The organism is Bacillota bacterium (assembly GCA_040755295.1).
Classification (GTDB): Bacteria; Bacillota; Desulfotomaculia; order Desulfotomaculales; family Ammonificaceae; genus SURF-55.
The window spans coordinates 12,255-32,004 of the sequence record JBFMBK010000002.1 but is presented as its reverse complement, the minus strand read 5'-3'; the positions used below and the strand labels follow the sequence as shown (position 1 = coordinate 32,004).

Genomic DNA, 19,750 nt, shown 5'->3' with positions numbered 1-19,750 from the left:
CTTATTAACGGAGGATTGAATTGTACGAGCTTACGGTCGAGACGTCTTTTGCCGCGGCGCATTGTCTGGAAGGGCATGATTCGCCCTGCGGGCGACTGCACGGGCACAACTGGACGGTTGCGGTAACCGTTGCCGGGAAAGAATTGAACTCGTCGGGGATGCTGCTCGATTTCACCATACTAAAGCAATTGGCACGAGACGCCGTGGCGGTATTCGACCACCGTTACCTGAACGAGACGCCGCCGTTCAGCGCCGGTCGGCAGCCGACAGCGGAAAACATCGCGCGCAGCATCTTGGAGGCAGTTGTCGCGGGGCTCTCGGCCTACCCGAACGTAAAGGTAAAAGAGGTAAAAGTGGCCGAGTCTCCCGGTGCATGGGTGGTGTACAAACCGTGAAAGATGGCGCCGCTTGGAAAAGGCCTGAAGGCCGTGGACTGAAAGATGTGATATTTGGAAGTGGGCCGTTGAGCGAATTCGGCAGGCAGGTTCCTAAAAGTAATCACACTTCACACCTCCCGCTTCGCACGTCCCGATCGACCGGCGCTGACGTGCAGCGGCCCCTGAAAAGCGTGGTTTTGCTTTCCGGAGGTCTCGATTCGGCGGTTTCACTTGCCCATGCTTTGCAGGACGGCGCGGTTCAACTGTGTCTGACGTTCGATTACGGACAGCAGGCAGCGGTGCGGGAGATCGAGGCGGCGCAAGCGCTTTCGTCGCACTACGGGGTCGCGCAGCAAACCATAGGACTTCCTTTCTTAGGTTCAATAACAGACTCGGCCCTGATTTCGGGGAAAGAACTGCCGGAACCGGGGAACTTTGAACTCGACGATCCCGGGCAGGCTGCAGAAAATGCGCTGCGGGTGTGGGTGCCGAACCGGAACGGGATATTTATCAGCATTGCGGCGGCTTTCGCGGAGCAGTTGGACGCTTCGACGGTGATAGCCGGTTTTAACCGGGAGGAGGCGGCGACTTTTCCCGACAACAGCATGGCTTTCGCCGCGGCGGCGACAGCGGCGCTTCGCTATTCGACCCAAAACCGGGTCCGGGTGGTAAGCTACACCCAGCACCTTGACAAGACCGGGATCGTGGAACTGGGGAAAAGACTGGGTGTGCCTTTCGAGCTTATCTGGAGCTGCTACCGGGGGGAAAAGGAGATGTGCGGGCGCTGCGAGAGCTGCCGGCGGTTTTACCGGGCGCTGGGGCCTTTAACGCCAGATCTAAGAAAAACGGCAAGAAAAACTAACCAAAGAGACACAGAGCGCACAGAGAGGGAACTAAACAGGATAACAGAATAGATAATTAGAGCAGCAATTGAGGTGCATAGGGCACTTGGGCCGGATAAAGACAATCACATCCATTGAACCCATCCACGAGGCTCAATTGCTTACGTACCTGAAGTTGGGAGGATGGAAGCTCGGGTTACTGATCAACTTCAACGTTGCCGTTTTTAAGGAAGGCATCCGGAGAAGAAAACCATGAAGATATTGTGTTTCCTCCGTGTTCTCTGTGCCTCTGTGGTAAAAATCTTTAGTTCCGGTTTATCCGGGTTAGGAACAGGAGGGACGTGGGAAAATGCATACCTTTTTTGCGGAGGAGACGATTAGTTACGACGGCAGTCAGCTTTCTTCCTTATGGGCGTTCAAACGTTTTTGCCTGCAGGGGGACAGCATCGTGGCCTTTAGAGGTCCCTGTAGAGTAAAGGGAAACTCGCTGGTGGACATCGCCGACCGTCTTCAGGGTTTTTATATCTACAGCCCCGATATGCTGCATTTTATTATAGAGCATTTCGAAAGCGACCTGGAAAGGGCGGTACTCAGGCAGCGGCTTTTATCGGCGCTGGTCAAAGATATACTCGAAGAGGCATCGCCGGAGCGCTTAAAAAGGCGGGGAGACGACCTCTATGCGAACGAAAGGAAGCTGTCTGTTTCCATAGCGACGATAACACCCGTCTCCACCATGGTTCATTTCGGCATTAACGTGAGGACCGAGGGCGTACCTGTACCGGCGGCAGGGCTTCTCGAACTCAGCTGGCCGGAAGGCAGGATCCCGGAACTGACGGGACGGGTGCTTTCCGCCTATTCCGGTGAGATGAAAGGGGTGGATCTGGCGCGATGCAAGGTAAGGGGAGTGACATAAAGCCCGTTCCCTTGAGGGAGATATTCTCCTCAATTCAGGGAGAAGGTCCGTATATCGGATGCCGCCACCTCTTTATCCGTTTTGCCGGCTGCAACCTGACGTGCCGTTACTGCGACACGCCGCGGGACGTGCCGGCAAAATGCAGGGTTGAGGTGGAACCGGGCAGCCGGAAATTCACCAGCATCCCAAACCCGCTTACGCCCGAGGAGATCGCGGTGCTACTTTCCGGATGGCGAACACGTGATTATCACGCCGTAAGCCTGACGGGCGGCGAACCGCTGCTCTACCCGGGGTTCCTGAAAGCGCTCATTCCCTTGCTGGCGGGCTCGCGTAAAGGGATTTACCTGGAAACGAACGGTTCTCTTGCGGAAGAGCTTGCCGCGGTAATTGACCGGGTCGATATAATCAGTATGGACGTAAAACTCCCGAGCGCCACGGGGATGGGGCCGTTATGGGAGGCGCACCGGCGGTTTATTTCGGCGGTCGGGGGTAAGGAGATCTTTCTTAAAGCTGTTGTGTCAAAGGAAACGGCGGCCGAAGAGGTACTTATGGCGGCTGAAATGGCCGAGTCTGCGGGCGCGCCTCTCATACTACAGCCGTTGACGACGCATGACCGCGCCAAGAAAACGACGCCGCTGCTGCTGCTGCGGTTCCAGGCACTGGCGTCGGAGGTTGCGAGCGACGTTCGCGTGATACCGCAGATACACCGTTGGTGCGGCATGCTGTAAAGGAATGTTTTAAGGGGGGGGACGGATGTTTGACAAAGAAAAGATTGAACGGGCGGTCTTGATGATAATCGAGGCCATCGGCGAGAACCCGGACAGGGAAGGGTTGAAGGAGACTCCTGAGCGGGTTGCGCGGATGTACCAGGAGATTTTTTCCGGATTGGAAGAAGACCCGGCGTCCCATCTGGAGAAGTATTTCACCGAAAACCATGAAGAAATGGTATTGGTGCGCGACATCCCTATCTATTCGGTTTGCGAACACCACCTGCTGCCCTTCGTCGGCGTGGCGCATGTCGCTTACGTTCCGCGCGCAGGTAACATCACGGGGCTCAGTAAAATGGCGCGGGTGGCGGACGGATTCGCCCGGCGTCCCCAACTGCAGGAGCGGTTGACCACCCAGATAGCGAATGCTATAATGAGGAGGCTCGAACCACGGGGGGTTCTGGTAGTAATAGAGGCCGAACACATGTGTATGACGATGCGCGGGGTAAGGAAGCCCGGGACAAAAACCGTGACCTCGGCGGTGCGTGGAATCTTCCAACAGAACCCCGCGACGCGGGCCGAGGCATTCGCACTGATCCGGGGCAGAGAACTTCGATTGTAAATCAACAGCGACGCTTGAAAAATGAAACCGAGTCTTAATTGATTAATGCCGGGGTTTATCTGCCGCTAATCAAACCTTCTTTCATGTTTAGCGCAATCCTGTTAAAACGGGGAAAAAATAATGACGAAGCCAGAAGAATCACCGAAGCTTCAGATTATTGCCACACGCTCTTTTGAGGCATGGGAAGAGCTATATAAGGTCATAGATTTTTTTAATAAAACGCTCAAACAGAAGAAAGTCATCTTTGGGCTTACCAAAGACAAGGAAACGGGTAAAATGACGATTACCATATACGAGACATGATGTTTATGTAAAGGGGAGCTGGAGGTTTGCGGGTACTGCTGACAAATGACGACGGGATATTTGCCATGGGGATAACGGTTCTACGTGACGCCTTTAAGGAATCCTCAGAGCTTTACGTTATCGCTCCCGACAGGGAAAGAAGCGCCGCCGGGCACTCAATTACGGTTCACCGCCCGCTCCGGGTGCGGGAGGCGGGTTTCCGGAGGGAGGGTTTGCGGGGATGGGTGGTCGACGGCACCCCCACCGACTGCGTTAAACTCGGGATGGAGGCGCTGCTGCCGGAAAAACCCGATTTTCTAATTTCCGGGATCAACCTGGGCCCCAATGTAGGCACCGATGTCCTTTATTCCGGAACGGTTTCCGCCGCTGTGGAAGGCGTGATTAACGGCATTCCTTCAATCGCCGTTTCACTGGCCACACATGATGAGCCGGATTACGCTTATGCGGTGCGTTTTGTCGAGGATCTCGTGAAGGAGGTCGTCCGGCACACACTCCCTCCGGGGACGCTGCTAAACGTCAACGTTCCGCCGGGCAAGCCCAGGGGTGTGAAGGTGACCAAGCTCGGGGATATCAGGTATGTTAACGTTATCGACCGGAGGACCGATCCGCGGGGGCGCGTGTATTTCTGGATGGCGGGCGAGCCGCTTGATCTGAACGGCGACGATACGGATACCGACGTCTGGGCCGTGAAGCAGGGCTATATTTCGATTTCTCCGGTACAAATTGATCTAACTAACCATTCATTTTTACAGGAATTGAATAACTGGTCCCTCCCCTCGATACGATAGAAAAAGCCTGATTAGCCTGCCGCTCGGTCACGGGAGAAAACAATGCAAAAGCTGTATAAAATAAGGTCGATCAAGGCCGGTCTCCCGCCGGGGACCCTGGTCCACATCGGGGAGAAAAGAAGCGGAGAGCCAAAGGTCACGCTGCTTGAATACAGCGAGTCGCATACCCGGGAGGAAGAGGTTGCGTCCGTCGACTCTCTTACCGCTGTGAAACCCGGTGTAACCTGGATAAGCGTTACCGGCCTGCAAAAGGTTGAGGTTTTGGAAGAACTCGGCGCGCGTTTCGGAATCCACCCGCTCACCATGGAGGATATACTCAACACCGACCAGCGTCCGAAAATCGAGTATTTTGATAATTACATCTATATTGTCTTTAAAATACTTCACTTTGACGAGAAAAGCCAACAGACATTGGCCGAGCAGGTAAGTTTGATCCTTGAGGAAAACCGCGTTATATCCATACAAGAAGGGCAGGACGTATTCGGGCCGCTCAGGGAGCGCATACGGTCGGCAAAGGGACGGATTAGAAAACTCGGTGCGGACTACCTGGCTTACTCATTACTGGATATGGTGGTGGACAACTACTTCGCCATACTCGAAAAGCTCGGCGAGCGGGTGGAATTCCTTGAAGAAAAGCTTGTGACCAACCCCGGTACCGACACGCTGCACGCGATACACGCGATGAAAAGAGAGATGATTTTCCTGCGCCGGTCCGTCTGGCCGCTAAGGGAAGTCATAAGCGGGCTGGAGCGGGAAAAACCTTCGCTGTTTAAGGAATCGACGGAAGTATTCCTGAGGGATGTTTACGACCATACCATTCAGGTCATCGATACCATTGAAACATTCCGGGACATACTTTCCGGGATGCTCGACATCTATCTGTCAAGCGTCAGCAACCGGATGAACGAAATTATGAAGGTTTTGACGATAATCGCCACCCTTTTCATTCCCCTTACCTTCATCGTGGGGGTTTACGGCATGAACTTCAGATATATGCCGGAACTCGAATGGCGTTGGGGCTACCCCGCGCTCTGGCTTTTGATGATATCGGTCGCAGTTTTGATGCTGGTCTGTTTCAGGAAGAAGAAGTGGCTGTGAGACGAGGTTATGGGTTTATAATTATTAATTAAATTTACCAGAGCAAGGTAAATTAGGCGAACAAAAAAAGCGGCCTTATGTGTATGCACTAACATAAGGCTTTTTTCGTTCGTAGCGGTTTAAATCTTTAGATTGTCAAAAAATATAGAAATTTATAATAAATCATAGTAATTCATCGAAACCGATAATATGTTGTCATATACACCGTCTGCCATTGATTACCTTGTGCCAACATTATGTTGCTTATCGGCATACATACATGTTAATATTTATCATTAATCAGAAGGAATTATGATTATTTCATGGAAATAACCAATGGAAGAGCGGAAGTGACAATACCTGAGTAACAGGCGTTGTTAATGTCACAAATATAGGTAAAAAGGGGTGTTTAGTGTGTCGGGGCGGGTCCGTTACTTTTTGGCTGCATTTTTAATGTTCTTATTGTTCTGTACCGGCGCTGAAGCTCAGACTAAGGAATTCTCCGAGCTTCGCCAGGATCAAGTATCAATGGATGCTGTGATTAGACAGAGAACTGAATTATTACGAATATTAGAAAACAGAAAGGCGGTTATTAAGCCCGGACAGAAAAAGCTTAGTACTGATCTTCTTCAATTAGTTGACAGCAGTTTTTTACCTCCAACCCAAACAAGGTACGATATCAAGAAAAAAATGAGCGAGTTGAAACAAATCCGTCCGGCTCTCGCGGCTGAAAACGCTCTATACAAAGAAGACAGGGACCTGGTATATGTTTATGTTTTTCTTGATTCGCGGGCGGGAACGGATGTAATTGATTCCTATGCTCAGGAGGTCACCGACCGCGACGAGGAAAATCACCTCGCGGTGGCATGGGTGGAAGTGTGTCAGTTGGAAAAGCTGGCCGAAATTGAAGCCGTACGCGCCGTTCGGACCGTGATGCCGCCGGTAATTGAAACCGGATCGGTAAATACGGAAGGAGACGTCGTCCACCGCGCCGACCAAGTGCGATCGCTTTACGGTCAGTATGGTTCGGGCATTAAAATAGGTGTTATTTCTGACGGCGTAGACCACTGGACGAATGCCAGAGACTCAGGTGACCTGCCGGCGAATTTAACTGTTTTAAGTAACTCTCAGGGTGGCGACGAAGGCACCGCAATACTCGAAATCGTTTACGACCTTGCTCCCGGGGCCCAGCTCTATTTTCATGATTATGGAACAAACGAACTTGCGTTTAACAGCGCCATTGATGACCTGGTATCAGCCGGATGCAAGGTGATTATCGACGACATAGCCTGGATCTTGGAACCCTTTTTCGAAGACGGCGTGATTGCCCAACATGTGAGTGAAGTTATTAGCAACGAAATAGTTTACGTTTCTTCGGCGGGAAACTGGGTAAAAAGACACTATCAAGGTGAGTATTATAGCTACGCCGGTGGCTGGCATGACTTCAGTCACGGAACCGATCCGTTATTTAAGACCTTACGTATCAATATTCCTGCCAATGGCCAATTCCGTATTGTTATGCAGTGGAACGATAAGTTCGGCGCATCTGCCAATGATTATGGTCTATATCTCTGGGAATACGGTACGGATAATTTGCTTGCGTACAGCGATGAAGACCAGAATGGCAATGACGATCCTCTCGAAGGGCTTATTTGTTATAACAATGGTTCTACCGCGGTTGATATCGAAATTACCGCATTTCGGAATTGGGGGAGTTCTAAAACTCTCGAGGTTTTTGTATACCCTGACGCAGCAACACTATATTCAGATAACCTTACCGAAGGGGATTCAATCTTCGGACACCCGGCCGTACCGGGTGCCATTGCGGTCGGGGCCATTGATTACCCGAACAATGACCTGATTGCCTACTACTCCTCGCATGGCCCGGTTACCATCAGCTACCCGTCGAGTGAGTTAAGAAGTAAACCGGATGTATGCGGGATGTCCGGTGTTGAGGTAACCGGCGCAGGAGATTTCCCAAGCAGCTTTTTCGGCACGAGCGCAGCGGCGCCTCACGTGGCGGCAATTGCGGCCTTGACCTGGGCGCAATACCCCGGTAAAACCGCCGCCGAAATACGCAATATTGTAACGTCAGAGGCGGTGGACCTGGGTGATTCGGGTTTCGACAATATTTACGGCAACGGCAGGGCGGACGCCCTTAACAGCGTGCAACCGCCGGTCGTGGTTAGCACCGACCCAATAGACAATACTACCTGCGTACCGGTTAATCAAGTGATTACTCTCAACTTTAACGAACCCGTACTGTTAGGTGATAACGCCGGTGGTATCGCGCTGAGGAAAGGCGACAGTGTGATAGCTGAGACTTACAACGTCAGTAATAACGTACTGACCATCGTCCCGAGTAACCTTGATCATCGTACCAACTATACCGTCTACGTCCCGGCCGGTTCAGTGACGGATCTGGCAGGTAAAGCACTTGCGAATGATTATACCTTCGGATTCACGACTGAACCGATACGTGGCAGTATAATTTTGGCCCTTACCACACCTCCTGTTCCGGCTGACGGTGATCGTTATCAACTTGGGTCTGTGAGAATAAGCACAATCGCCGGCTCGGTTTATTCGGGAGCTGCCGGTGAGATGGATTTATACTTACCCGACGGCTTTGAGTTTGATTGGGACACGCTGCAGACAGATGCAAATGGTATCATTGAAGCAGTTTACAATCTGATATCTCCGGTAGATGGCGGTTGTTTTGAAGATAACGGTTTTGACGGTGCTGTCTTTAAAGCCAAAAGGTTGTCAAATAACGGGATAAAGATATGGCTGGATCAGGTGACAGATAGGGGATTGCTTGAAAGTAACGACGGGTGCATATTTATAACCCTTAATAACATTTTGGTGCCCGTCGGCGCTTCGGGTGACATCACTTTGTCCCTTTCGGCTCCATGCACATCCGGCTTTCCAAATGCTTCTGTAGTGGTCGGGCGCTGCGTAGTTGGTCAAGTATCTGTTTCGGTTCCGGAGATTCACACTTTTTCTAATGAGGTTAATGTATACATGCGATTTCATGAAAACTCTCCAAAAGCCTTCAAGACCAGCACGGAGAGCCTGAAACTTAGGTTGCCATCTGGCTTTGAGTGGAAGTCCATAGGTATTCCATATATAGAGGCCGGTGATAATACCTGGCTCGAAAAGGTAAACTTCCGAATTGATGAAAGGGACCTTTTTATCGACACTGTTACAAATGCGGCATACCAGACAGAAAGAAGAACTATGTTTACAGTCACGGCCACGATTAAGATTGCAGATATTAACGAGGCGGAATATGGCAACGTTGTGGCAAGTATCGGAGGACTCACTCCCGCGACCCCGCAGGAACTCATCATTGCGCGCTATGTGGACAAAACACCTCCAACCGTCGTGGTCACGGACCCACTTCCATGGACAACGGATGTCCCTGTTGATTCACTAGTCGCCATCACCTTCAGTGAACCGGTAGTGTTAGGTGACAATGTCAGCGGTATCAAGCTACAGAAAGGCGACACGGTGGTGACGATCACTTATGGTGTTAACAATAACGTACTCACCATTGACCCGGTCGGCAACCTCGATTACAGTGTGAGTTACACTGTATACATCCCAGCCGGTGCAGTGAAGGACCTGGCGGGCAACGCCCTTACGAATGGTTATGGCTTCGGCTTCGCCACAGCATCCCCACCTTCACCCGGAGGCGGCGGTGGCGGCGGCGGTGGAGGTGGAGCGGTTGTTGATACTACCCCGCCTGTGGTTACGGGTACGCAGCCGGCAGACGGCGCAACGGGAATACCGGTTGATACGTCGATAACGCTCACTTTTAGCGAGGAGATTAAAGAGGGAAGCGCTTATAACAACATTTCAGTAAAAGACGACAAAGGTAAAACTGTAAATCTGAGCAGAAAGATCGACGTCAAAACGCTCATTTTAAAGCCGGACACCAGGCTTGGTTTTGGTACTAAATATACGGTCACCGTACCGGCCGGCGCGGTCAAGGATACTAAAGGCAACGATTTGGCAAAGGACTTTACCTTAAGCTTCACGACCGAAAAGGCTCAGGTCAAACCTGCGCCGGTACCGGTAGGCTTTAGTGACATGAGCGGCCACTGGGCGGCCGAAAGTGTTTCCAGGCTGGCCGGTATGGATATCTTCGGCGGCTATCCGGATGGCACGTTCGAACCGGACAAAAACATCACCCGCGCCGAAGTGACGGCGATTCTGGTTAGGGTTTTGAACCTGGCCCCCGGTGACGAGGATTATCTCATGTTCGGAGACAGTGACAAAATAGCGGCCTGGGTAAGAAGCGCGGTAGCGGCGGCGGTGTATGACGGTCTGGTCAAAGGATATCCGCAACCGGACGGCAGCATTAATTTTGAGCCTGAGCGTCTTGTCAGCAGGGCGGAGCTTGCGGCGATGCTGGCGCGGGTCATAGAGAAGAAGCTGGGCGCCGTGACACCGGCGGCTCTGGATTTCGCGGATACGGCACAGATTCCGGTCTGGGCTGAACGCGCCGTAGGAGTAGCATACGGGAAAGGCGTAATCGGCGGATACCCGGATAACACATTCAGGCCGCAAAACACGGCTACACGCGCGGAAACGGCTTCAATGGTTGAAAGGTTGATTGATTTGATAAAGTAAATTATTAGACTGGAATGCCTCCTGCGAAAATGGGAAGCTTTTCAATTAAAAGTGTTTTAAAACGGCAGATTTATTAAAGCGTGCGCATGTCGGAAGAAAGGTAAGAGGATGGCACTGGCCATCCTCTTATGTTTCCGAATTTTTCGCGGCGTAATTAGGCGCTCAATACTACTTCGTATACGAGTTATAAGGTGTGTTTCCGTCCCAGGTCAGACCGGGCGCGTTGACGGCTGTCGCCGTCGTTGTATAGACGCCTCCCGGGGCGTTTCTGATCTTAAACGCCGTTTTCCCGTCGGAGCCCGTTATCCCGGTCCCGGAATAGTAATCGGCGCCGTCGAGTGAGACCTTGACCGATACGGAAGCTAAGGGAACCGGATGAGCAAGGTTGTCTAAAAGGGCGACGGTGATGATAAGGTCTTTATCTTTCCTGCCGGCAGTGGAATAAGAAACGTCGGATACCATGACGGTATCGGGTAAAAACACCGCTTCGTCGGCGTCAACCAGTCCGAACCCATATTGGATGTCCCAACCGGGTCGTCCCAGGTCGTCGGCGGTTTGACGCAAACGCATCCGTACATCGACGTTGTTGACGACACCGTCGCCGTTCAAATCCGCAAGAGAGCTGTCGGCCAGAAAAAGGGCGGCGGTACCGGTAACATGGGGCGAAGCCATGGAGGTACCGGAAGCGGCAATGTAGTCACCGCCCGGAATGCAGGAAAGAATGTCCATACCCGGAGCGGAAAGCTCCAATTGTGGCCCGGTGCTGGAAAAGAAGGCGCGGGTATCCGTGTTGTCCGTTGCCGCGACGGCGATTACCTCTTCATAGCGGGCGGGGTACTCTATACTGTCCCCGGCGCCCGCGCGATTCCCCGAGTTACCCGCGGCTGCCACCAGCACCGCTCCGGCTTCGTATGCCGCCTTAACGGCATCATGAACGCCGGGGGCATCCTTTTTAGCCGACACGCTCATGTTAACCACGACCTTTTGGCCGCCGGCGCACAAGTCACAAGCCGCTTCCAAAGCCCTGATAAGGTCGCTCCATTCCCCCGAGCCGTCGGCGCCGAGCACCTTGTATGCATACAAAGACGCCTCCGGGGCAACGCCGACAACTCCCGCATCATTATCCTCGGCGGCGACAATTCCCGCCACGTGCGTGCCGTGACCGAGATCGTCCATAGGATCATTGTCGTTGTTAACGAAATCATAACCGCCCGCGTAATTCGTATCAAGGTCCGGGTGATTGTAATCAATACCGCTGTCAATGACGGCTATCTTTATACCCTGTCCTTTATTGCCGGCGTCATGAACGGCGCCTGCGCCGATCCGTTTCACGCCCCAGGAGTCGTCCAGTTCGGCATCGGCGGCGTAGATCTTTCCGTCGAGCCCTATCTCCTTGACACCTTTCAGCGCTTTCAAGCCGGGAAGCTTGTCCTGACCCATGCGCACGGACATTCCCGGCACAATACTGAACTCCGAAAGGACGTCCCCGCCTTTTTCTCTTACGAAATTTTTAACAGCATTCTTCGACGAGTCGTTGTCAAGGATGACGATGAACTTGTCTGCGGGCGCATCTTGTCCGGCTATGGAAGAAACGGCGGTTCCGAGCGCCAAAACAAGAAGTGCCATAAAAATAACCGCGGTTAAAACAGTCGGCCCTTTCTTTCTCAAAATTCTCCCTCCCCCGTAATTTATAAAGGTACTAACCTCCTTTTTATGTAAATATTACTACCTCAGTAAATATTACTACCTTTGCAGGTATCGGGTCAACTTGAATCCGCCGTTTGAGAAGTTTTGCTCAAATGTAATTCTAAGCGCATTCAACTTTCAGCATTTTTTTGCTGATAAGGGCGGAATGCAAGGAGGAGCGGATGCTGCAACCCGCTCCTCCTCGGCGCCTTGGATTCAAAGCGAAAGCTTTTTAAGAATAATCCTCATCATTTAACCCACGAATTATCCGGTGTGCCGCCGTCCCAGACGCAGCCTTCCGCTTCAACGGCGTTAACCGTGGTGGTGTAAGCGCCTTTAGGGGCGTGTCCCGGGTCGAAAACGGCGTTTCCGTCCGTTCCGGTAACGGCTGTTCCCCTATAAAACTGTTTGTCTCTGCGGAACACCGTTATGTCTACCGACGCGCCAGTAACGGGTTGTCCAAGGCTGTCGACGATGTTGGCGGTAACGACCAGGTCCCGGTCTTTACGGCCTTCGGTGGAATACGTGATCGACAACACCTTGACCGTTTGCACAGGCGGCAGCGGGTTCAGAATAAAATCGGCCACAGTGCTTTGGCCCTCGGTTACCGTCACAATCGTTGAAGCTTCCTGGAAATCGTCCGCCGAGGCGGTAACATTGTATTCACCGGGAGGCAGGTCGGAAATGCTGTAGTTGCCGTTTTCATCAGTAACGGCGCTGCGGGTGTACGGGATGGCGCCGGTAGCCGTGAGGTCGATGGCGGCGCCCGCGATGGGACCGGTGCCGTCCGTTACCGTGCCTGTTAGGGCGCCGTTTTGAACCGGAGAAAGCCGAAAGTCGAGTACGAAGGTTTCGCCGGCGGAAACCGCCGCCGTATAAGAGGCGCTGTGATAACCGGTTGCCGAGGCGGTTACGGTATAATCGCCGGGGGGAACGTCCGTGATCAAGTATGTTCCGTCAATACCGGAAACAACGGTTCGGGTGCCGTCGCTGACGTTAGCGCCGGCAATGGGGTTGTCGGCGGTATCGGTTACCGTTCCGCTTATGGCGCCGTTGGGAATCACCACGGGCGGCGCGGCTTCGTCGGCGTCGACCAGACCGTATCCGTAGAGGGTGTCCCTTCCGGCGACGCCGAGATCGTCCGCGGTCTGAGTGAGCAGCAACCGCAAGTCCTTACCGCCGGTAGAACCGTCGCCGTCAAGGTCGGTCAAGGTGCCGTTGGCCAGCGCCAGCGCCGCCGTCCCGGCCACGTGCGGCGCGGCCATCGATGTTCCGCTGCCGTACGCGTAGCCCCCGCCGGGATAGCATGATATGACATCCACACCCGGCGCCGAAAGCTCGAGCTGCACGCCGGTGCCGGAGAAGGAAGCGCGAACATCTGCCTTGTCGGTGGCGCCGACGGCGATTACCTCAGGGTAACGGGCCGGGTATGCGACGTTATCGCCGGTTCCCTCGGAATTCCCCGTGTTACCCGCCGCAGCCGCCAACACCGCGCCGGCTTCGTAAAGCGCCTGAACGGCCTCGTGAATGCCGGGCGCGTCGCTGTCGCTCGCAAAACTCATATTGACCACGATTTTTTCACCGCTGATAACATCGCCGTAAATACGGTCCAGAGCACTGAGAACGCTGCTCCATGAACCTCCGTTGCCGGCGTCCATCACCTTGAAGGCATATATGGAAGACGCGGGAGCGACGCCGACAACTCCGGAACCGTTGTCCTCCGCGGCGATGATGCCCGCGACGTGAGTGCCGTGGCCGTTGTCGTCCATCGGATCGGCGTCATCGTTGACAAAATCGTATCCGCCGGCGTAGTTGTCGTTCAGGTCGGGATGGTTATAGTCCATGCCTGTATCGAGAATAAACACCTTTACTCCCTGTCCCTTGTTATAGTCGTGAACGGCGCCTGCGCCGATATGGGCCACTCCCCAGGAGTTGGTCAACTCGTTGTCGGCGGCATGGATCCTTCCGTCTATTCCGACCGCCTTAACCCCTTTGAGTCCTTTAAGGCCGTGGATCTTGTCCGATTCGAGCCGCACGGTCATGGCCGGAATGATGTTGTACTCGGAAAGCACGTCCCCTCCTTTTTCGCGGACGTATTCTTTTGCGGTCTGTTTGTCCACGTTGCTATCCATGACGACAATAAACCTTTCACCTGTACCCGCCGCCTGCTGCGCCGTCGCAGCGATTACCGCCGAGCCGGACACTAAAACGAGAGCAGCCGCAAGAACCATCGCTGCCATCAGAACAAGGCCTTTTTTCAAAGATAACCCTCCTCTACTAAATAAAGAAAATCCTTCTCCTGAATTTTACATTATTGCTTGCGATTGCTACAATCGGACAACTTGCCCATTTATTCTCGGGACTATTGGAGGAGGGTTTTGGGTCGGAAGGGAGTATCGGAACATGAAAAAGTACTTCATAGACCGGTAAATCAATGAGTGAAAGAAAACGCAGGCCGTGAAATTAACGCGTTAAATCGTTTTAACGGCCTTTGTATATAGTCCCGGGATTGTTCCCGGGCTTTTTATTTTATTAGTGAAGCTGTTTTTATTCTTATCTTTATTAAAGTTTCGCCGATAAATTAAATAATTGACGGCAGAGGGGCGAAGCCTCCGGCCGGAACACGACAATAAGAAATGGGGTGTGATAATGTGAAAGGGTTGAAACGATTCCCGGCGGTGTTATTCGCGGCGGTTATGATTATCGGGCTGTGGAGCGCCGCGGCGTGGGCGGCCCCGGCGGCGCCGACGAACCTGGAGGGGTGCGGAGAATCTACAGTCGCAATCGGTATTTGTTGGACGGACAATTCTTCCGACGAACTGGGCTTCAGAATCGAACGCTCTACCGACGGAACGACCTTTACGGAAATAGCGACGGTCGGCCCCGGCGCTTGGGCATTTGAAGATGTTCCTCTCCCGGAATGCACCACTTACTGGTACAGGATAAGAGCTTATAACGCCAGCGGCGACTCTGGTTACTCCAATGTAGCCAACGCCCACACCATTGGCGCGTGCCGCCCTGCGCCACCGTCGGAGTTGACAATGACGGGCTCCACGGCCGGCACGATCAGCCTGGCGTGGCGTGACAATTCCTCCAATGAAAACGCTTTCTGCATATACAGGTCTGGAGACGGTATATTGTTCACGGAAGTGGGCTCCGTCGGCGCCAACGTCACCGCTTATACCGATTCCGGGCTGTCTCCTGCAACCATGTACTGGTATAAGATAATAGGACGAAACGACTGGGGTGACGGGAATTATTCAAACGTCGTTAACGTAACCACGCTGGCCGGAGCGCCTCCCGCGGGCGGGATTCCCGCAGCGCCGACAGGCCTGGCGGCAACCTCTCTCTCAAGTTCGTCAATAAGAGTCACCTGGTTCGACGGCTCGACGGACGAGACCGGGTTCCGGGTAAAACGCGCCGGAGCGGCGGCCCACGGCAGCTATGCGGATTTCGCTACAATCACCACGCTGGCGGCCGATACAACCAGTTATACCGATACCGGTCTGGCCGCGGCAACGGAATACTGGTATATAGTTGAGGCGTTCAACGCCGGCGGGTATGCGTATGGTTCGGCTGCAAGCGCTACGACCCTGAGCGGCACGAGTCCTCCTCCCGAAGCCCCGCCCGGGGAGGTTCCGCCCGCATCCACCCCCGTCGGCGGCATCCCCGCACCGACGTCCCTGACCGCCCAGGCGCTTTCGGGCAAGCTTGTCAGACTCACGTGGGTTGATAACGCCTCCAGCGAAACAGGTATTATTATCGAGAGAAAGACGGGAAGCGGCGCTTATGCGCTTGTCACCAAAGTGGGGGCGAACACCACCAGCTATGAGGACAACGGCGTATCGTCGAACACTGCTTACTGTTACAAACTGAAAGCTTATAACGCCGAAGCTTTTTCCACGTATTCCAACGAATCGTGCGTGACGACGCCCGCCGCCGGCGAGGTTGTCGTTCCACCCTCCTCGGGTACGGTCGCGGTAATATCTTTCTATGTAGGCAAAACGTCTTATTGCAACCGCGATAACTGGCGTGATATGGACACAGCCCCGACTATCAGGGACGGAAGGACCTTTTTGCCGATAAGATACGTAACGGACGCGCTCGGCGCATCCTTGGATTGGAACAGCAAAGAGAACAAGGTTACGATAAAACTTTCGGGCAAGGTCATTGAACTGTGGATCGGCAAAAACCAGGCTACGGTTAACGGTGAGAAAAAGCTGATCGATTCCGGCAACAAAAACGTTATGCCGTTTATCCAGCCCCCCGGGCGGACCATGCTGCCGCTGCGCTTTATTTCGGAAAACCTGGGGTGTAGCGTGGACTGGAATGCAGCGTCGCACGAAGCGAGGGTGACATATACGCCGGCTACCGGTTAAAACGGCGGGTTGTTTGCACCGTCTATAGCACACCAATTGTACCGAATCACGCGGGTCTCGGCGGAATCCAGCACCGGGGCCCGTTTGATTTAATTTCTATTGTACCGGTTAATTAACGGCTGTTGTATTGAGAAAATCCATGCTAACATTTATAAAAATGGGTAATACGGGTTAAGGAAAGGAGACAAGACTCATGCGCTTAAGGCGATCGATGCCGGTTATCCTGACGGTGTTTCTACTCACCCTGTGCCTTGCGGGCTGCGGGGGTTCCAAAACCGGGAATCCTCCAGCCGAGACCGGGACGACCGGCACGGAGCAGTCGAAACCGCCGGACGCGGCAGCAAAGCCCGAGGAAAATGCCTCGGATGATTTGACGGCAAGGGATGCCTGGGCAAAAATAGGACCCTACGGTAAACAGGTGGCGGGCGCAGACGCGGTGCTGATAGAGTTCGATACGAATAAGACGTACAGTTCCACCCCGATAGCCGAGGGGGAAGCGTCGTACTGGCACGCCAATTTCTACTCGCCGGGCGCAAAAGAAGTCTGCGGGGTAAACTACCGCACCTTCGAAGGGGCCGCCGTCAAGAAAGGTCTTACCAATCCGGGGAAACCGCTGTACCGGAACGTGACGCTGCCGGTGTCCGACTGGAGCGGCGACTGGAAGGTTGACAGCCCGCAGGCCGTGGAAATCGCCGCGGAGAACGGGGCCGGCGGGGTTACCTCACTGAAGCTACAGGTGAGGGGACTGGAGGCGCTGAACAAAGACTTCTCGACTTATAACACCCCGGACTTCATACCCGAAGGCTGCAACCTGTTCTGGGTGGTTAACGGAAAGGGAGGATACAACCATTACATAGACGCTTCCACGGGCTCATATCTCGGACGCAAACATATACTTGTGCCCGGGGCATGATCCTGGGGTCGGTTATTGGCGATAAGTCGCACTTGAATGCGGTTGATCCGGTGGTAAATTAATGTATATTTTAATTACATGCTTGCAAGGAAAATGGACCATTCGGGCGCAATGCGGAGGAAATCAAGAAAACGGCCTGGATATGCCTGCCTTGACAATTCCCGGATTCGCTGTTACAATTACCTAAACTGAATAGGACGCTGAGTTTTCTTCGGAGAAAAGCGGGGGAACCAATTTTTTTGGGGTGAGTCCGGCACTCAGACACCAGGTGTTTGCGATATTCAGACAACCACACCGGGTGACGGAGCGTAGGCAAGACGGTAGATAACTGAGTGCCAGGTAGGGTTAACTTTCAACCCGAACCCGACAGCTAACCTCGTAAGCGTAGGAAGGCGGCTTTACGAATAAGTAGGGCATATGTTGCTTTGTGGCGCTCCGGAGAGACTCCGGAGCGTTTCTATTTGGTGAACAAAAGGCGGCGGAACATTTTGGAGCGGTTATGGTTTGTTTTTACGACAGACGCTGATCGGCCGAGTAAGTCCAGAAAGGAGTGTTTTTTATGATTGAAGAACAGACCAGCCAAACGGACCCTATACACGATCGGAATTACAGCGGCAAAAGCGGTCCTTCACGCGGGGAGCAGAGGCTGTCGGTTCTCTCGGGACAAATCCGGTTCCGCCAGCCCCGGGAGGAAGACGGACCGGGAATTTGGCAACTGGTGAGGAGCACGGGCGTACTTGATTTAAACTCTGCCTACAGCTACATGATGCTGTGCAAGTATTTCTCAGGCACATGTGTTGCGGCGGAGCATGATAATGAGATAATTGGGTTTTTATCCGCCTTTAAGCCGCCGGGCCGTCCTGATGAGATATTTGTCTGGCAGGTGGGGGTTGCCCCGTCTCAACACCGGAAGGGCATGGGAAGCACCATGCTGCAGGTTCTGCTGAAAAGGAAGGAATGTGCGGGCGTTCGTTTCCTTGTAACCACCATCACCCCGTCGAACATACCCTCCCAGTCATTGTTCCGTAAGCTGGCCCGTAACGTCGGCGCGCGTTGCGAGGTGGAAGAGTGCTTTCCCGCCGACCTATTCCCCGGGAGCAACCACGAAGCAGAGCTAATGTACCGCATCGGCCCCATTACAAGTGCATCAATATACGAAAGAGAGGCGATTCGATGAAGATATTCGAGCAACTGGAATCTCAAGTTCGAAGTTACTGTAGAAGCTTTCCCACCGTTTTTAACAAAGCCATGGGTTACAAGCTTTGGGACGTGGAAGGACGGGAGTATATCGATTTCTTTGCCGGCGCCGGGGCGCTGAATTACGGACACAATAACCCCCGGATGAAGGAAAAAGTCCTGGAGTATATAGCGAATGACGGTATTGTTCACGGTCTTGACATGGCAACCAAAGCGAAGGAAAGGCTTATCAAACGTTTCAATGAAGTAATTCTCGAACCGCGTAAAATGAGTTATAAACTCATGTTTCCGGGCCCGACGGGCACCAACGCCGTGGAAAGCGCTCTTAAACTGGCGCGCAAATTCACCGGCAGGGAATTGGTTTTCAGCTTCACCAACGCCTTCCACGGCATGACGCTCGGTTCTCTGGCGGTTACCGGGAATTCGTTCAAGCGGCGGGGCGCGGGGCTGCCCCTGCATGACAGCGTGTTTATGCCGTTCGATAATTACTTCGGTCCGGATGTAGACACGGCGGGTTACATCGAAAATTTCTTAGAAAACAACGGCAGCGGAGTCTCTCTTCCCGCCGCGATAATTTTGGAGACCGTGCAGGGAGAGGGAGGCCTTAATACGGCCGGTTCCGAGTGGCTCAGGAGAATTGAGCGGATCTGCCGCGACAGGAACATCCTGCTGATCGTTGACGATATACAGGCCGGTTGCGGGCGCACCGGTACCTTTTTCAGTTTTGAGCCTGCCGGTATCATGCCGGATATAATCTGCCTCTCAAAGTCGCTAAGCGGTTTCGGGCTTCCCCTATCGATCAACCTCATAAAACCGGAAATCGACATATGGGATCCCGGCGAACATAACGGCACCTTCCGCGGCAACAACCTTGCTTTTATTACCGCGACGGAGGCGTTGAAATTCTGGGAGAATGATTCCTTCAGCCAGGATATACTGGGAAAGGGAACGAAAATCCGGCGGTTCCTTGAGGAAATCGTGAAGGACCATCCCGAAATCCAGGGGGAGGTTCGCGGCAGAGGCCTGATGCAGGGGATCGCATGCGGTGTTCCCGGTCTTGCGGATGAAATCTGCGCCGCTTCTTTTAAGCGCAACCTGATTATGGAGACTTCGGGTCCGGACAGTGAAGTCATGAAGCTTATGCCTCCCCTTATCATTGATGAAACAGGACTGGAAGATGGGTTTAATATCATTGAACACAGCATCCGGGAACTTACACGGGTGGATGTGGGCAATACGTACAAGGATTCCGCGGCTCAGAGCGAAGAAGTCCGGGCGTAAGCCCAGATGGAAACGAACAAGAGGAGGATC

At 53.3% G+C, this 19,750-nt stretch carries 16 protein-coding genes and 1 riboswitch; of the genes, 14 read left to right on the top strand and 2 right to left on the bottom strand.

Annotation, left to right across the window (positions count from 1 at the left end):
* Positions 1 to 20 precede the first annotated feature (20 nt).
* The 10 genes from queD (at position 21) to AB1500_02105 (ending at position 10,264) form a co-directional block, all read left to right on the top strand.
* A complete protein-coding gene (queD, locus tag AB1500_02150) occupies positions 21 to 395 on the top strand; it encodes a 6-carboxytetrahydropterin synthase QueD (GenBank protein MEW6181965.1) in 375 nt (124 codons plus the stop codon).
* A gap of 164 nt (positions 396 to 559) precedes the next feature.
* Entirely contained in the window at positions 560 to 1,291 is a 732-nt protein-coding gene (gene queC / locus AB1500_02145) for a 7-cyano-7-deazaguanine synthase QueC (GenBank protein MEW6181964.1), read from the top strand.
* A 16-nt stretch (positions 1,292 to 1,307) separates the two neighbouring features.
* Entirely contained in the window at positions 1,308 to 1,475 is a 168-nt protein-coding gene (locus AB1500_02140) for a GxxExxY protein (protein ID MEW6181963.1), read from the top strand.
* Between the two features lie 93 nt (positions 1,476 to 1,568).
* A complete protein-coding gene (locus AB1500_02135) occupies positions 1,569 to 2,132 on the top strand; it encodes a DUF366 family protein (GenBank protein ID MEW6181962.1) in 564 nt (187 codons plus the stop codon).
* The gene (locus tag AB1500_02130) at positions 2,108 to 2,860 is read left to right on the top strand and encodes a 7-carboxy-7-deazaguanine synthase QueE (protein MEW6181961.1); all 753 of its coding nucleotides are present in this window, start codon (positions 2,108 to 2,110) and stop codon (positions 2,858 to 2,860) included. The genes AB1500_02135 and AB1500_02130 overlap by 25 nt, the downstream gene beginning before the upstream one ends.
* A 25-nt stretch (positions 2,861 to 2,885) precedes the next feature.
* Positions 2,886 to 3,461, top strand: coding sequence for a GTP cyclohydrolase I FolE (folE, locus tag AB1500_02125; GenBank protein ID MEW6181960.1), 576 nt, complete (start codon positions 2,886 to 2,888; stop codon positions 3,459 to 3,461).
* Between the two features lie 120 nt (positions 3,462 to 3,581).
* Positions 3,582 to 3,764 (top strand): YpmA family protein, encoded by a 183-nt coding sequence (locus AB1500_02120; protein ID MEW6181959.1) that lies wholly within the window; start codon positions 3,582 to 3,584, stop codon positions 3,762 to 3,764.
* Positions 3,765 to 3,790: 26 nt separating this feature from the next.
* The gene (gene surE / locus AB1500_02115; protein ID MEW6181958.1) at positions 3,791 to 4,552 is read left to right on the top strand and encodes a 5'/3'-nucleotidase SurE; all 762 of its coding nucleotides are present in this window, start codon (positions 3,791 to 3,793) and stop codon (positions 4,550 to 4,552) included.
* 42 nt (positions 4,553 to 4,594) lie between these two features.
* Positions 4,595 to 5,650: a magnesium/cobalt transporter CorA gene (gene corA, locus AB1500_02110; GenBank protein ID MEW6181957.1), complete on the top strand. Its 1,056-nt coding sequence runs from the start codon at positions 4,595 to 4,597 to the stop codon at positions 5,648 to 5,650.
* Between the two features lie 669 nt (positions 5,651 to 6,319).
* Complete coding sequence (locus tag AB1500_02105; GenBank protein ID MEW6181956.1) at positions 6,320 to 10,264, top strand: Ig-like domain-containing protein; 3,945 nt, start codon at positions 6,320 to 6,322, stop codon at positions 10,262 to 10,264.
* 168 nt (positions 10,265 to 10,432) lie between these two features.
* Here AB1500_02105 and AB1500_02100 read toward each other — a convergent pair whose 3' ends face one another.
* Together AB1500_02100 and AB1500_02095 are read right to left on the bottom strand one after the other, a co-directional pair.
* Positions 10,433 to 11,932 (bottom strand): S8 family peptidase, encoded by a 1,500-nt coding sequence (locus tag AB1500_02100; GenBank protein ID MEW6181955.1) that lies wholly within the window; start codon positions 11,930 to 11,932, stop codon positions 10,433 to 10,435.
* 266 nt (positions 11,933 to 12,198) lie between these two features.
* A complete protein-coding gene (locus AB1500_02095; protein MEW6181954.1) occupies positions 12,199 to 14,211 on the bottom strand; it encodes a S8 family serine peptidase in 2,013 nt (670 codons plus the stop codon).
* Between the two features lie 390 nt (positions 14,212 to 14,601).
* On the opposite strand from AB1500_02095, the gene AB1500_02090 reads away from it, so the two are divergent.
* The 4 genes from AB1500_02090 to ectB all read left to right on the top strand — a co-directional run bounded on the left by AB1500_02090 (position 14,602) and on the right by ectB (position 19,720).
* Complete coding sequence (locus tag AB1500_02090) at positions 14,602 to 16,329, top strand: stalk domain-containing protein (protein MEW6181953.1); 1,728 nt, start codon at positions 14,602 to 14,604, stop codon at positions 16,327 to 16,329.
* 193 nt (positions 16,330 to 16,522) lie between these two features.
* Positions 16,523 to 17,242, top strand: coding sequence for a hypothetical protein (locus AB1500_02085; protein ID MEW6181952.1), 720 nt, complete (start codon positions 16,523 to 16,525; stop codon positions 17,240 to 17,242).
* A gap of 188 nt (positions 17,243 to 17,430) precedes the next feature.
* Positions 17,431 to 17,642, top strand: a riboswitch (cyclic di-AMP (ydaO/yuaA leader).
* Between the two features lie 159 nt (positions 17,643 to 17,801).
* Positions 17,802 to 18,419, top strand: a complete 618-nt coding sequence (gene ectA, locus AB1500_02080) for a diaminobutyrate acetyltransferase (GenBank protein MEW6181951.1) — start codon at positions 17,802 to 17,804, stop codon at positions 18,417 to 18,419.
* Positions 18,416 to 19,720 (top strand): diaminobutyrate--2-oxoglutarate transaminase, encoded by a 1,305-nt coding sequence (gene ectB / locus AB1500_02075; protein ID MEW6181950.1) that lies wholly within the window; start codon positions 18,416 to 18,418, stop codon positions 19,718 to 19,720. Before ectA ends, ectB begins: the two co-directional genes overlap by 4 nt.
* Positions 19,721 to 19,750: the final 30 nt, after the last annotated feature.

What these genes read in the sequence shown, in the direction of transcription:
- AB1500_02135 (MEW6181962.1), top strand. Translation starts at nt 1,569, where the DNA reads ATGCATACCTTTTTTGCGGAGGAGACGATTAGTTACGACGGCAGTCAG.
- AB1500_02130 (MEW6181961.1), top strand. Translation starts at nt 2,108, where the DNA reads ATGCAAGGTAAGGGGAGTGACATAAAGCCCGTTCCCTTGAGGGAGATA.
- folE (MEW6181960.1), top strand. Translation starts at nt 2,886, where the DNA reads ATGTTTGACAAAGAAAAGATTGAACGGGCGGTCTTGATGATAATCGAG.
- AB1500_02120 (MEW6181959.1), top strand. Translation starts at nt 3,582, where the DNA reads ATGACGAAGCCAGAAGAATCACCGAAGCTTCAGATTATTGCCACACGC.
- corA (MEW6181957.1), top strand. Translation starts at nt 4,595, where the DNA reads ATGCAAAAGCTGTATAAAATAAGGTCGATCAAGGCCGGTCTCCCGCCG.
- AB1500_02105 (MEW6181956.1), top strand. Translation starts at nt 6,320, where the DNA reads ATGAGCGAGTTGAAACAAATCCGTCCGGCTCTCGCGGCTGAAAACGCT.
- AB1500_02085 (MEW6181952.1), top strand. Translation starts at nt 16,523, where the DNA reads ATGCGCTTAAGGCGATCGATGCCGGTTATCCTGACGGTGTTTCTACTC.
- ectA (MEW6181951.1), top strand. Translation starts at nt 17,802, where the DNA reads ATGATTGAAGAACAGACCAGCCAAACGGACCCTATACACGATCGGAAT.
- ectB (MEW6181950.1), top strand. Translation starts at nt 18,416, where the DNA reads ATGAAGATATTCGAGCAACTGGAATCTCAAGTTCGAAGTTACTGTAGA.